The following is a 12,102-nucleotide window of genomic DNA, read 5'->3' as shown; positions in this document are numbered from 1 at the left end:
CTCACAACGCCCCCAGGTCGTTTCGCAGCGAGAACACTGCCGTGTAGACACGCCGCAGCTTGCCGTCGCCGCTCGTCTTCGAGACCCCGTCGCAGTCGACGTAGCTGCCTGCAGGGTTGCTCCTCGAGGTGCCCGCGAGCTGCAGGCAGATGCGTACCGTCCGGACGTCGCGAAAGCCCTCATCGACGTCGTCGGCCTTCACGTAGCGCACCACCTGCCGGCTTCCGGACATGGCGCTGACCCCGTACATGACGTCGAAACGCTCCACGCCGTCGATGACCGGCTGCGGAATCGCGTTGCCGCTTCCCTGGCACCTGAGCGTGTAGTTCGACACATAGAACTCGCTGGTGATGGGCCGCGCGTTGCCCTGCGCTCCGGGGGCGGTACGGTCGTATTCGCCGCCCGAAGACCGCCCTGGCTCCTGACCCAGGCAGTCCTTGAAATAGTCGGGGTTCGGCGCGTAGCCCAGCTTCAGCTTGTCGTTGCCGGAGCCGCTCTCGGACTCCACGCCCTTGATCGCGAAGAAGGCGGGCTCGTCTGTCAGGTTGGTGTCCCGGCCGGCGCTGGTGTTGAAGTAGTAGAGCGGCTCGGTGGGATCGATGGGGATGTAGCCGGCCTGCCGTATCTGCTGGCCCAGCAGCCTGAAAGCCAGCGCCGAGGACTGGTTGAGCGTGTTGACGTCGTCGCCGGTCATGGCGGTGCTGCGCGTGCCGAGCATGGCCGCGATCGCGGCCAGCACGATCAGCATGCCAACGACCAGCGCGACGAGGAACTCGACCAGCGTGAAGCCGGATGGCGTTCGGCGCTTCATGGCTGCGGCACCGCGACGGCGACTTCGAGGCAGGCCTTGCCCGTGGGGCACTGCCAGTCCGGGTCGGGTGCGATGGGGTTGAGCACCGCCGGCTCGTCCCAGGCGACATGCAAGAACAGCATGCCGCCCGCCGTCGCGCTGGCCTTCACGTCGGCCACCCCGCCGGGCAAGGCAGCAGCTACCGCGCGCTTCCAGCCCCAGATATCGTGCGCCGCCAGTTCGGCGGCATTGCATGCAGCCCTGGCTCCCTCGCAGGACGGCTTGGGGCCGCTGGCTGCTGCGGCCGACCAGTCTGTCACGTACTTGCTGGGCGTCGTCGCCGCTGCTGCGGGATTGGCGCGGATGCGATCGGCCATGTCGCCGGCGAGTTGCATCGCGAGGTTCTGGTTGCTCGCGCCGACGCTGTCGACCAGCACGCGAACCTGGAAGCCGGCCAGCGCCAGCAGGCCCAGCGATAGCACGAGCAGCGCGACGAGCGCCTCGATCATCGAGAAGCCCCGCTGCACCTGCCCCACCCGGCGAACGCGAAGGCGCTTCATGAGCATGCGCCGTCCGCCTTCACCAGCCGCATGCGCCCTCCGAGCGAAAGGCATACCGCGACGATCTTGGATGAATCCGCGCTGTCGGCCGGGCGAAGGCGAAAACGCCCCCCGCCAGTCGAGTGGCCCATGGGGTCGAACGACATGGCGCCAGCCGCACCCTTCTCGATGGAGACACGGCCGTCGGGGTCCTGGCGCTTGAGGATTTCGGCGGCGTCGCCGCTTCCGACCTGAGTCTCCCAGCCGCAGCTCCAGTCCCGGCCCTGGCACCCCGCTCGCTGCTGCATGGTCACCTTCACCCCTCGGCGAGCCGCCTCGGCGCGGGCATCGCTGATGCTCGCCATCAACGCCTTGGCCATGGCTTCGACCCGATACCGTTCGATGAGGCCGCTGAAACTCGGCAGCGCCAGTCCCAGCATCACGGCCATCAGTACGATCACGACCATCATCTCGATGAGCGTGAAGCCTCGTTCGGACGCGCAGAATCCGTTGTTGTCCATATCGTGCCGCCCGCCGCCTTGCACCTGTGTGCCGGACGGGCGCTCCTCCCTGATTTCGATGGGCGCGAATTCTATTTATCCGATTTGCCGCTGGCCGGCCAATAAGCCAATTGCGCGACAGGCGGTCAAAACAAATGGATTGGCGGCGAATTGTTTTCGATGGATTTCGAAATTGACATTTGCAAGGCAATTGATTTAACAAAAGAATGACAAAAGAAAATCCGAATTTCATGATTCAGGCCCTGGATCTCGCGCGCCAGGCCGGCCCGGAAACCGATCCGAACCCCCGCGTCGGCTGCGTGCTGGTGGCGCCCGACGGCACCGTGATCGGCAAGGGCCACACCCAGCAGGTCGGCGGTCCGCATGCAGAGGTGATGGCGCTGCGCGATGCGGCGGCGCAAGGCAATTCGGTCGCCGGCGCGACGGCCTGGGTCACGCTGGAGCCCTGTTCGCATCACGGCCGTACAGGCCCGTGCTGCGATGCCCTGGTCGCGGCCGGCATCGGCCGGGTCGTGGCGGCGATGGCCGATCCCAACCCGCTGGTTTCGGGCCAGGGCTTCGAGCGGCTGCGTGCCGCGGGCGTGGCGGTCGAGGTCGGACCGGGAGCTGATGAGGCTCGGGAGCTCAACCTCGGCTTCTTCAGCCGGATGGTGCGCAAGACGCCGTGGGTGCGGCTCAAGGCGGCGGCCTCGCTGGACGGCAAGACCGGCCTGCGCAACGGCGTGAGCCAGTGGATCACCTCCGAGCCGGCGCGCACCGACGGCCATGCCTGGCGGGCTCGCGCCAGCGCAGTGCTGACCGGCGTGGGCACGGTGCTGGAAGACGACCCGCGCCTCGACGTGCGGCTGGTGCAGACCACCCGCCAGCCGCGCGTCGTGGTGATCGACAGCCAGCTGCAGACGCCCCCGGCTGCGAAGCTCTTCATGCCCGGCCGCGCGATCTGGATCTACGCCGCCAGGCAGGACGAACAGAAGGCCGCCGCGCTGGAGGCGCGCGGTGCAACCATCACCTCTTTGCCGAATGCGCAGGGCAAGGTCGACCTCGCCGCGATGCTGAAGGATCTCGCCCGCCGCGAGGTCAACGAATTGCACGTCGAAGCCGGGCACAAGCTCAATGGCTCGCTGCTGCGCGAAGGGCTGGTCGACGAGCTGTTGATCTACCTGGCGCCGAAATTGATCGGCGACGGGCTGGATATCGCCTCGGGCATCCACGTCGGCGGCGCATTGACCGAATTGACGGGCGCCCTCTCCCTCGAATTCCGCGGCTTCGAGCAGATCGGGCCCGATCTGCGCATCGTGGCCCGAGTCGCCGGAAGGGACACCTTCTGACGTTTAGCCCGAAGCCCCTCTCGTTCTCTGCGAAAATGCCGGGATGTTCACCGGAATCATCACCGGCGTGGGGCGCATCGCCGCCATCCACGACCTCGGCACCACCTCCTCCTTTGGCAAAAGACTCAGCATTGCGGTGCCCGACGGGTATCTCGATGATGTGGGCCTTGGCGACAGCATCGCGCTCAACGGCGCCTGCATGACCGTCACCACGCTCGCTCCCGAGCGACAGCAGTTCACCATCGACATTTCCGCCGAGTCCCTCGACAAGACCGCGGGCCTGACCGACGAGGGCAGCCGCATCAACCTCGAAAAGGCCCTGCGCGCCAGCGATCGTCTCGGCGGCCACATCGTGTCGGGCCATGTGGACGGCATCGGCACCGTGAGCTTCTTCGAGCCCATCGGCGAAAGCTGGGAACTGCGGGTGGTGGCACCGCCAGCGCTGGCCCGCTTCCTCGCCTACAAGGGCTCGATCACCGTCAACGGCGTGAGCCTCACGGTCAACAGCGTGAGCGATATCGCCGATGGCGCCGAGATCAGCATCAACCTGATCCCGCACACCGTCGAAAACACTTCCCTCGGCGGCCTGAAGGCCGGCTCGAAGGTCAATCTCGAAATCGACACCGTGGCGCGCTACGTGGAGCGCATGCTTCAGGCGGGCGTGCTCACACCGACTCCATCCAAGGACACTTCCAAATGAACGCTTCCGTCACGCCGATCGGCGCCCCCCGCGCCGCGCGCGCACCAGCCCCGATCTCTTCGGTCGAGGAGATCGTGGCCGAGCTCGCCGCCGGCCGCATGGTGATCCTGGTCGACGAGGAAGACCGCGAGAACGAGGGCGACATCGTCATCGCGGCCGACCACATCACGCCCGAGGCGATCAACTTCATGGCACGCCATGCGCGCGGCCTGATCTGCCTCACGCTATCGCGCGAGATGTGCGAGCGGCTGCAGCTGCCGCCGATGGTCCAGCGCAACGGCGCCAAGCACTCCACGGCCTTCACCGTCTCCATCGAGGCGGCCGAGGGCGTGACCACCGGCATCTCGGCCGCCGACCGCGCCCGCACCGTGCAGGCCGCCGTGGCACCCAACGCCGTGGCCGCCGACCTGGTGCAGCCCGGCCACATCTTCCCGCTGCAGGCGGTGGATGGCGGCGTGCTGATGCGCGCCGGCCATACCGAAGCCGGCTGCGACCTCGCCGCCATGGCCGGCTGCTCGCCCGCCTCGGTGATCTGCGAGGTGATGAACGAAGACGGCACCATGGCCCGCCTGCCCGACCTGCAGATCTTCGCGGCCGAGCACGGCCTGAAGATCGGCACCATCGCCGCGCTCATCGAGCACCGCAGCCGCGTCGAATCGCTGGTCGAAAAAGTCGGCTGCCGCGAGATCCAGACCAACTGGGGCGCCTTCACCGCACACGCCTTCCTCGACAAGCCCAGCCATGGCGTGCACCTCGCGCTGGTGCGTGGCAAGTGGTCGCCCGACGAAACCGTGTCGGTGCGCGTGCACGAGCCTCTGTCGGTGCTCGACGCGCTCGAAATCAACCGCTCGCTGCACTCCTGGAGCCTGGACGCCAGCCTCTCGCACATCGCGAACGAGGGCAAGGGCGTGGCCGTGCTGCTGAACTGCGGCGAAACCGCGGGCGAGCTGCTCGCGCAGTTCGACGGCACCGCGCGCCCCGCGCAGGCACCCGAGCGCGGCCGCATGGACCTGCGCAGCTACGGCATCGGCGCGCAAATCTTGCGCGAATGCGGCGTGCACAAGATGAACCTGCTGGGTACGCCGCGGCGCATGCCCAGCATGGCGGCGGGCTACGGCCTCGAAATTGCCGGCTACCTCACGAAAGACTGAAAACCATGCAAGGTGCAAACAAGGGAGCGGACGCAAAGCTGCTCAACGGAAAGGGCCTGCGCATCGGTATCGTGCAGGCACGCTTCAACGCCGACATCACCGACGCGCTGGCCTCGGCCTGCCTCTCGGAACTCGAGGCGCTGGGCGTGGCCGCCAATGACATCCATCACCTGCAGGTGCCGGGCGCGCTCGAAGTGCCCGTGGCGCTGCAGGCGCTCGCCGAGCGCGGCGGCTACCACGCGCTGGTGGCGCTGGGCTGCATCATCCGCGGCGAAACCTACCACTTCGAACTCGTGGCCAACGAATCGGGCGCCAGCGTGAGCCGCGTGGCTCTCGACTACCGCCTGCCCATCGCCAACGCGATCCTCACCACCGAAAACCTCGAGCAGGCCGTCGCCCGCCAGACCGACAAGGGCCGCGACGCCGCCCGCGTGGCTGTCGAGATGGCGCAACTGCTGGCCACGCTTTCATGACCGAAGACACCTCCAAGCCAACCAAGCCACGGCAATCGCGCGTCGGACTCACCAGCACCGGCGCGCGCAAGGCCTCGGCCAAGTCGAACCGCACCCGCGCGCGCGAGTTCGCGCTGCAGGCGCTCTACCAGCACCTGGTGGGCCGCAACGACCCGACTGACATCGACCACTTCACACGCGATCTCGCGGGCTTCCACAAGGCCGACGCACTGCACTACGACGCGCTGCTGCACGGCTCGATCGAAGGCGCCGAGCAGCTCGACGCGCTGATCCGCCCGCTGCTGGATCGCAAGTTCGAGGAAATCTCGCCCATCGAGCACGCCGTGATGTGGATCGGCGTCTACGAATTCCAGAACTGCCCCGACGTACCGTGGCGCGTGGTGCTCAACGAGTGCATCGAGCTCGCCAAGGAGTTCGGCGGCACCGACGGCCACAAGTATGTGAATGCGGTGCTCAACGGGCTGGCGCCGCAGTTGCGTCCGCTGGAAGTGGAAGCCGACCGCGCTTCGGGGAAAGCCCGGGCATGAGGATCTCGACGCGCGCGCAGCGCATCGAGCCCTTCTATGTGATGGAAGTGGCCAAGGCGGCCGGCGTGCTGGCCCGCGAGGTCGCCCACACCGACCGGCCGATGATCTTCCTGAACATCGGCGAGCCCGACTTCACCGCCCCGCCGCTGGTACAGGAAGCGGCCGCCCGCGCGGTGCGTGCCGGCGCCACGCAGTACACGCAGGCAACCGGCCTCGACCATCTGCGCGAGCGCATCAGCGCCTGGTACCGCCAGCGCTTCAACGTCGACGTGCCGGCCCGCCGCATCGTCGTCACTGCCGGAGCTTCGGCCGCCCTGCAGCTTGCCTGCCTCGCGCTGATCGAATCCGGCGACGAGATCCTGATGCCCGACCCGAGCTATCCGTGCAACCGCCACTTCGTGAGCGCTGCCGAGGGCAAGGCGGTGCTGATTCCGACCACGGCCGAGGAGCGCTTCCAGCTCACGGCCGCCAAGGTCGAGGCCGCCTGGACGGACAGGACGCGCGGCGTGCTGCTGGCATCGCCTTCGAACCCGACGGGCACCTCCATCGCGCCCGACGAGCTGCGCCGCATCCATGAAACGGTGTCGAAGCGCGGCGGCATCACGCTGATCGACGAGATCTACCTCGGCCTCTCCTACGACGATGCCTTCGGGCAGACGGCGCTGGCCATCGACGAGAACGTCATCAGCATCAACAGCTTCAGCAAGTACTTCAACATGACCGGATGGCGCCTCGGCTGGCTGGTGGTGCCCGAAGTGCTGGTGCCCGTGGTCGAGCGGCTGGCGCAGAACCTCTTCATCTGCGCGAGCACGGTGTCGCAGTACGCGGCGCTGGCCTGCTTCGAGGACGAGAGCATCGCCGAGTACGAGCGCCGCCGCGCCGAGTTCAAAGCGCGCCGCGACTGGTTCATTCCGCAGCTGAACGCGCTGGGCCTGAACGTGCCCGTGGTGCCCGACGGCGCCTTCTATGCCTGGGCCGACTGCACCGCCTTCGCCGAAAAGCTCGGCATCTCGGGCAGCTGGGACTTCGCCTTCGAGACCATGAAGCGCGCGCACGTCGCCGTCACGCCCGGTCGCGACTTCGGCACCGCCGAGACCGCGAAGTTCGTCCGCTTCTCTACCGCCAGCTCGATGGCGCACCTGCAGGAATCCATCGAGCGCCTGCGGGCGATGGCAGAGAACGGGGACCGATGAGCTACGCGTTTCCGATCCGCGTCTACTGGGAAGACACCGACGCCGGCGGCATCGTGTTCTACGCCAACTACCTGAAGTTCATGGAGCGCGGCCGCACCGAGTGGCTGCGCTCTTTGGGCGTCGAACAGCGCAAGCTGCGCGAGGAAACGGGCGGCCAGTTCGTGGTGAGCGAAACGCAGCTCAAATACCATCAGCCCTCGCGGCTGGACGACGAACTGCTCGTTACAGCCGATCTTCAACAATTGGGCACGGCGTCGTTGATAATCGGTCAGCGCGTGCTATCAAAAACAGAGCAAGAGCGAACAGGAGCCCCGGCACCCGTCTTGCTGTGCGAAGGCACGATCCGCATCGGATGGGTGGACGCCGCCACGCTGCGGCCCGCACGCATCCCGAAACAGGTGACGGGAACCCTAGAGCGCTACAGCGGCTCCATGACTCAAACTTTCAAGCCATGAACCAAGACCTCTCCATCATCAATCTCCTGCTCCATGCGAGCTTCGTGGTTCAACTGGTCGTGCTGCTGCTGGTGATCGTCTCGATCGCAAGCTGGGCCGCGATCATCCGCAAGTACTTCGCACTGCGGCGCATGCGTGCCCTCAACGACGACTTCGAGCGCGAGTTCTGGTCGGGCACCAGCCTCAACGAACTGTTCGCCTCGGCCGCGCAGAACGCCAAGTTCGCCGGCCCCATGGAGCGCATCTTCGCCTCGGGCATGCGCGAGTACCAGAAGCTGCGCGAGCGCCACGTCACCGACGCCGGCACCCTGCTCGACGGCGCCCGCCGCGCGATGCGCGCGAGCTTCCAGCGCGAGCTGGATGCAGCCGAGCAGAACCTCTCCTTCCTGGCCACCGTCGGCTCCGTCTCTCCGTACGTCGGCCTGTTCGGCACGGTCTGGGGCATCATGCACGCCTTCACCGGCCTGGCCGCACTGGCGCAGGTGACGCTGGCCACCGTGGCCCCCGGCATCGCCGAGGCGCTGGTGGCCACCGCCATCGGCCTCTTCGCCGCCATTCCGGCGGTCGTGGGCTACAACCGCTTCGCCCGCGAGATCGACAAGATCGCCATCGCCCTCGAGACCTACATCGAGGAGTTCTCCAACATCCTGCAGCGCAACCTGTCGGCCAACCCGAACGCGGGCGTTGCGTCGTCGGTGGCTCCGGCCAACCGCTGAACGGAGGCGCAGCGCATGCCCGCCGTTTCATCCCGGGGCCGCGGCCGCCGGACGATCAACGAGATCAACATGGTCCCGTTCATCGACGTGATGCTGGTTCTGCTGATCATCTTCATGGTCACGGCTCCTCTCATCACGCCGAGCGTGATCAACCTGCCCTCGGTCGACCGCGCCAGCAAACAGCCCGACAAGCCCATCGAGATCGTCATCAAGAGCGAGGACGAAGTGCAGATCAAGAAGGACCCGTCCACCGGCACGGGCGGCACCTCGATCCCCATGACCCAGATCGGCTCGGCCGCAAAACAGGCGCAGGGTGGCGACGACCAGCGCCCTGTGGTCATCAGCGCCGACAAGTCGGTGAAGTACGAGACCGTCGTGAAGGCGATGAACGAGCTCAAGAAGAATCGCATCGAGCGCGTGGGCCTGTCGGTCACGACCACGGGCGGCAAATAAGGCATGTCGCTCGCACTGGATCGCCCCGAGTTCGCACCGCCGCCGCAGCGCGGCACCGGACGTGCACTGGTACTGGCGCTCATCGCCCACGGGCTGCTGATCGCGGCGCTGACGTGGGGCGTGCGCTGGCGCAGCGATGCGGACGAAGGCGCTGTCGATGCGGAGCTGTGGTCGTCCACGGTGCAGCAGGCGGCGCCCCGCCTGCAGGCACCGCCGGCGCCCACCCCGGTTCCCGCGCCACCGCCGCCCGCCCCCGCGCCGCCACCGCCTCCGGCAGCGAAGGCACCCGAGCCCGCTCCCGCACCGAAAGCCCCCGACATCGCCCTCGAGCGCGAGAAGAAGCTCAAGGAGCAGAAGGAACAGCAGGAGCGCGAGCTCGAACGCCAGCAACAGCAGAAGAAGAAAGAGCTGGAAGCCAAGCAGCGCGCCGAGGACGAAGCCCAGCGCAAGAAGGAACAGCAGCAGAAGCTGGCCGAGCAGAAGAAGCAGCAGGAAGCCGATGCGAAGCTGGCCGAGCAGAAGAAGGCCGAGGCCGCCGCGAAGCAGGCAGCCGCCGACCGCGCTGCCGCGCTGAAGCGGATGCAGGGTCTTGCCGGGGCCAGCGGCGCCGATGATTCGAAGGGCACGGCCCAGCGTTCATCGGGACCGTCGAGCGGCTATGCCGGACGCATCGCTGCCGCGGTGCGCCCGAACATCACCTTCCCCGATGCCGACACCGTGAACGGCAACCCCGCCGCCGAGTTCGAGGTGAGCCTCGCCCCCGACGGCACCATCGTCGGGGTCAAGCTCAGCCGCTCCAGCGGACTGCCGGGCTGGGACGACGCCGCCGAGCGCGGCCTGCGCAAGACCGACAAGCTGCCGCGCGACACCGACGGGCGCATCTTCCCGTCGCTGATCGTCACGCTGCGACCCAAGCGCTGACTTCCGATTGCGCCTAACGCGCAGCTAAGAAAACGGGCCCCATCCGGGTGACTTTCACGTCACCCGGAACTCGATAATCGGGGCTCATGACCCTCAACGGCCGCATCCGCTACGGCAGCAGTCCCCTGCTCGCCAGCCCCACTCCCGTGTGGCGCAGCAAGTTCATCGTGGCCAGCGTCGCTTTCGGCTTCGTGCTGCTGGCCGGACGCGCCGCCTACGTCCAGATCTTCGCCAACGACTTCTTCCAGCACCAGGGCGAGGTGCGCTACCAGCGCACGCTGGAGCTGCCGGCCAACCGGGGCCGCATCCTCGACCGGCACGGGCTGATCCTGGCCTCCGACATTCCCGCCCCCAGCATCTGGGCCATTCCCGAGGACATCGAGCGCGACGACCCCGCCACGCTGGAGAAGCTCAAGCAGGCCGCGAAGCTGCTCGGCATGCCGCAGAAGGACTTCGACAAGAAGCTGGAGGACGAGGACAAGAGCTTCGTCTGGATCAAGCGCCAGGTCGACGAGCCCATCGCCAGGCAGGTGGCCGCACTCAACATCAAGGGCATCTACCTGCGCCGCGACTACCGCCGCCAGTACCCCGAGGGCGAGGCGGCGGCGCACCTGGCGGGCTTCACCAACGTGGAGGACATTGGCCAGGAGGGCATCGAGCTCGCCTTCGACCACGATCTGGCCGGCAAGGCCGGCTCGCGCCACGTGCTGAAAGACCGGCTGGGCCACATCATCGAAGACACCGAAGACCAGGTGCCGCCCACGCCGGGCCACGACATCCAGCTGAGCATCGACGACCAGGTGCAGTTCGTGGCCTACGAGAAGATCCGCGACGCAGTGGTCGCCAACAAGGCGCGCGCTGGCAGCGTGGTGGTGGTCGACGCGCAGACCGGCGAGCTGCTGGCCATGGCCAACTACCCGAGCTACGACCCCAACGACCGCCGCAACCTCACTGGCGAGCAGCTGCGCAACCGCGCGATGACCGACGTGTTCGAGCCCGGCTCGACGATGAAGCCCATCACCATCGCCACCGCGCTGCAGCTGGGCCGGGTCACGCCCAAGACCATCATCGACACCAACCCGGGGCGCATCACCGTCTCGGGCGCAACCATCCACGACGACGAGAACTTCGGCGTGCTCACGGTCGAGGGCGTGATCCAGAAGTCGAGCAACGTGGGCGCCACCAAGATCTCGCAGCGCATGTCGGCGCAGGAAATGTGGAACTCGCTCACCGCCGTGGGCCTGGGCCAGAAGCCGCAGACGCCCTTCCCCGGCGCGGTGACCGGCAGGCTGCGGCCGTGGAAGTCGTGGCGCCCCATCGAGCAGGCCACCATGTCGTACGGCTACGGCCTGTCGGCGTCGCTCTTCCAGATCGCGCATGCCTACACGGCCTTCGCGCACGACGGTGAGGTGATCCCCATCAGCCTGCTGAAGAACCACGGCGAGGAGCCGCCCGGCGTGCGGGTGTTCTCGCCGCTGGTGGCCAGCGAGGTGCGCCAGATGATGCACATGGCCGCCGCACCCGGCGGCACCGCGCCGCTGGCCCAGACCGTGGGCTACTCGGTGGGCGGCAAGACCGGCACCGCGCACAAGCAGGTCGGCAAGGGCTACGCGAGCAACAAGTACCGCGCCTGGTACACGGGCATGTCGCCCATCGACAAGCCGCGCATCATCGTCGCGGTAATGGTCGACGAGCCCAGCGCCGGCAAGTACTTCGGCGGCCTCGTGGCCGCGCCGGTGTTCAGCCAGGTGGTGCAGCAGACGCTGCGCATCATGAACGTGGTGCCCGACCTCGCAGTGACGCCGATGGCGCACTGAGCCGGAAGGGGCGGGTTCAGGGCAAGGCTCAGCGCAGCACGCTGAGGCGCTTCACGTCGACTTCGACCTTGCTGCCGATCAGGTCCTTGTCGAACTCGCCCGTGATCTCGACGCGCACCTTGTCGTCGATCTTCACGCCCGGCGGGAAGTGCTTGGCGTCGATCTCCACCTTGATGCGGCCGGTGTCGTCCGCGAAGGTGTAGTGCTCGCCGCCATCGTGCGACACGATGAAGCCGCGCAGCGTGACGTGCTGGTCGTCCTTGCCGGTGTCGATCAGCTGCTTGACGGTCATGGTCGGCACGGTGCTCGGGCCGGCGTAAGGCGTGCCCGAAGCGGCGTTCTGCGGGGTGGTGCTCGGGCCGGAGTACTGGGCCGAGGCGGCGATAGGCAATGCCAGAGCCAGCGCGAGGACGAGGGACGATTTCTTCATGACGAGTTCCTCCTTGAACTTCTTGGTTGAAAGGCAGGAGGAATCCTATCGAGGGGCCCAAAGAGCCCACGCCCGGCGGGCACTTGTC

Annotated in this window: 15 protein-coding genes; 11 read left to right on the top strand and 4 right to left on the bottom strand. The window is 67.3% G+C overall.

Features of this window, described 5'->3' with window-relative positions; all coding sequences use genetic code 11:
• Position 1 precedes the first annotated feature (1 nt).
• Genes AC1VNX_RS15295 through AC1VNX_RS15285 form a run of 3 tightly spaced genes read right to left on the bottom strand, consistent with a single transcriptional unit; the run spans position 2 to position 1,850 of the window.
• Positions 2 to 811 carry a PilW family protein gene (locus tag AC1VNX_RS15295; protein ID WP_483157460.1) on the bottom strand — a complete coding sequence of 270 codons (810 nt, stop codon included), beginning with the start codon at positions 809 to 811 and terminating at the stop codon, positions 2 to 4.
• Positions 808 to 1,350 (bottom strand): type IV pilus modification protein PilV, encoded by a 543-nt coding sequence (pilV, locus tag AC1VNX_RS15290; RefSeq protein ID WP_483157459.1) that lies wholly within the window; start codon positions 1,348 to 1,350, stop codon positions 808 to 810. The genes AC1VNX_RS15295 and pilV overlap by 4 nt, the downstream gene beginning before the upstream one ends.
• Entirely contained in the window at positions 1,347 to 1,850 is a 504-nt protein-coding gene (locus AC1VNX_RS15285; RefSeq protein ID WP_483157458.1) for a GspH/FimT family pseudopilin, read from the bottom strand. Before AC1VNX_RS15285 ends, pilV begins: the two co-directional genes overlap by 4 nt.
• Before the next feature lie 206 nt (positions 1,851 to 2,056).
• On the opposite strand from AC1VNX_RS15285, the gene ribD reads away from it, so the two are divergent.
• The 11 genes from ribD to AC1VNX_RS15230 all read left to right on the top strand — a co-directional run bounded on the left by ribD (position 2,057) and on the right by AC1VNX_RS15230 (position 11,584).
• Positions 2,057 to 3,178 (top strand): bifunctional diaminohydroxyphosphoribosylaminopyrimidine deaminase/5-amino-6-(5-phosphoribosylamino)uracil reductase RibD, encoded by a 1,122-nt coding sequence (gene ribD, locus AC1VNX_RS15280; RefSeq protein ID WP_483157457.1) that lies wholly within the window; start codon positions 2,057 to 2,059, stop codon positions 3,176 to 3,178.
• A gap of 43 nt (positions 3,179 to 3,221) precedes the next feature.
• Positions 3,222 to 3,878 (top strand): riboflavin synthase, encoded by a 657-nt coding sequence (locus AC1VNX_RS15275; RefSeq protein WP_483157456.1) that lies wholly within the window; start codon positions 3,222 to 3,224, stop codon positions 3,876 to 3,878.
• Positions 3,875 to 5,029, top strand: coding sequence for a bifunctional 3,4-dihydroxy-2-butanone-4-phosphate synthase/GTP cyclohydrolase II (ribBA, locus tag AC1VNX_RS15270; protein ID WP_483157455.1), 1,155 nt, complete (start codon positions 3,875 to 3,877; stop codon positions 5,027 to 5,029). The genes AC1VNX_RS15275 and ribBA overlap by 4 nt, the downstream gene beginning before the upstream one ends.
• Positions 5,030 to 5,034: 5 nt before the next feature.
• Positions 5,035 to 5,502, top strand: coding sequence for a 6,7-dimethyl-8-ribityllumazine synthase (gene ribH, locus AC1VNX_RS15265; protein ID WP_483157454.1), 468 nt, complete (start codon positions 5,035 to 5,037; stop codon positions 5,500 to 5,502).
• A complete protein-coding gene (gene nusB, locus AC1VNX_RS15260; protein WP_483157453.1) occupies positions 5,499 to 6,029 on the top strand; it encodes a transcription antitermination factor NusB in 531 nt (176 codons plus the stop codon). The genes ribH and nusB overlap by 4 nt, the downstream gene beginning before the upstream one ends.
• A complete protein-coding gene (locus AC1VNX_RS15255; protein ID WP_483157452.1) occupies positions 6,026 to 7,222 on the top strand; it encodes a pyridoxal phosphate-dependent aminotransferase in 1,197 nt (398 codons plus the stop codon). The genes nusB and AC1VNX_RS15255 overlap by 4 nt, the downstream gene beginning before the upstream one ends.
• Entirely contained in the window at positions 7,219 to 7,677 is a 459-nt protein-coding gene (gene ybgC / locus AC1VNX_RS15250; RefSeq protein WP_483157451.1) for a tol-pal system-associated acyl-CoA thioesterase, read from the top strand. The genes AC1VNX_RS15255 and ybgC overlap by 4 nt, the downstream gene beginning before the upstream one ends.
• Positions 7,674 to 8,393: a protein TolQ gene (gene tolQ, locus AC1VNX_RS15245; RefSeq protein ID WP_301511031.1), complete on the top strand. Its 720-nt coding sequence runs from the start codon at positions 7,674 to 7,676 to the stop codon at positions 8,391 to 8,393. The genes ybgC and tolQ overlap by 4 nt, the downstream gene beginning before the upstream one ends.
• Before the next feature lie 15 nt (positions 8,394 to 8,408).
• Positions 8,409 to 8,846 (top strand): ExbD/TolR family protein, encoded by a 438-nt coding sequence (locus AC1VNX_RS15240; RefSeq protein WP_483157450.1) that lies wholly within the window; start codon positions 8,409 to 8,411, stop codon positions 8,844 to 8,846.
• A 3-nt stretch (positions 8,847 to 8,849) separates the two neighbouring features.
• Complete coding sequence (gene tolA / locus AC1VNX_RS15235; protein WP_483157449.1) at positions 8,850 to 9,767, top strand: cell envelope integrity protein TolA; 918 nt, start codon at positions 8,850 to 8,852, stop codon at positions 9,765 to 9,767.
• Positions 9,768 to 9,853: 86 nt separating this feature from the next.
• On the top strand, positions 9,854 to 11,584 hold the full coding sequence (locus tag AC1VNX_RS15230; protein WP_483157448.1) for a peptidoglycan D,D-transpeptidase FtsI family protein: 1,731 nt from the start codon (positions 9,854 to 9,856) through the stop codon (positions 11,582 to 11,584).
• Between the two features lie 28 nt (positions 11,585 to 11,612).
• Here the strand turns inward: AC1VNX_RS15230 and AC1VNX_RS15225 are convergent, their stop codons facing one another.
• Positions 11,613 to 12,014 carry a YgiW/YdeI family stress tolerance OB fold protein gene (locus AC1VNX_RS15225; protein ID WP_483157447.1) on the bottom strand — a complete coding sequence of 134 codons (402 nt, stop codon included), beginning with the start codon at positions 12,012 to 12,014 and terminating at the stop codon, positions 11,613 to 11,615.
• Positions 12,015 to 12,102: the final 88 nt, after the last annotated feature.

It is taken from the genome of Variovorax sp. TLI9-5A (genome assembly GCF_056867935.1).
The sequence above is the reverse complement of the archived record's forward strand: the minus strand, read 5'-3'. Positions and strand labels throughout refer to the sequence as shown.

Coding starts and splice junctions, on each gene's coding strand:
- AC1VNX_RS15295 (WP_483157460.1), bottom strand. CDS start 811: ATGAAGCGCCGAACGCCATCCGGCTTCACGCTGGTCGAGTTCCTCGTC.
- pilV (WP_483157459.1), bottom strand. CDS start 1,350: ATGAAGCGCCTTCGCGTTCGCCGGGTGGGGCAGGTGCAGCGGGGCTTC.
- AC1VNX_RS15285 (WP_483157458.1), bottom strand. CDS start 1,850: ATGGACAACAACGGATTCTGCGCGTCCGAACGAGGCTTCACGCTCATC.
- ribD (WP_483157457.1), top strand. CDS start 2,057: ATGACAAAAGAAAATCCGAATTTCATGATTCAGGCCCTGGATCTCGCG.
- AC1VNX_RS15275 (WP_483157456.1), top strand. CDS start 3,222: ATGTTCACCGGAATCATCACCGGCGTGGGGCGCATCGCCGCCATCCAC.
- ribBA (WP_483157455.1), top strand. CDS start 3,875: ATGAACGCTTCCGTCACGCCGATCGGCGCCCCCCGCGCCGCGCGCGCA.
- ribH (WP_483157454.1), top strand. CDS start 5,035: ATGCAAGGTGCAAACAAGGGAGCGGACGCAAAGCTGCTCAACGGAAAG.
- nusB (WP_483157453.1), top strand. CDS start 5,499: ATGACCGAAGACACCTCCAAGCCAACCAAGCCACGGCAATCGCGCGTC.
- AC1VNX_RS15255 (WP_483157452.1), top strand. CDS start 6,026: ATGAGGATCTCGACGCGCGCGCAGCGCATCGAGCCCTTCTATGTGATG.
- ybgC (WP_483157451.1), top strand. CDS start 7,219: ATGAGCTACGCGTTTCCGATCCGCGTCTACTGGGAAGACACCGACGCC.
- tolQ (WP_301511031.1), top strand. CDS start 7,674: ATGAACCAAGACCTCTCCATCATCAATCTCCTGCTCCATGCGAGCTTC.
- AC1VNX_RS15240 (WP_483157450.1), top strand. CDS start 8,409: ATGCCCGCCGTTTCATCCCGGGGCCGCGGCCGCCGGACGATCAACGAG.
- tolA (WP_483157449.1), top strand. CDS start 8,850: ATGTCGCTCGCACTGGATCGCCCCGAGTTCGCACCGCCGCCGCAGCGC.
- AC1VNX_RS15230 (WP_483157448.1), top strand. CDS start 9,854: ATGACCCTCAACGGCCGCATCCGCTACGGCAGCAGTCCCCTGCTCGCC.
- AC1VNX_RS15225 (WP_483157447.1), bottom strand. CDS start 12,014: ATGAAGAAATCGTCCCTCGTCCTCGCGCTGGCTCTGGCATTGCCTATC.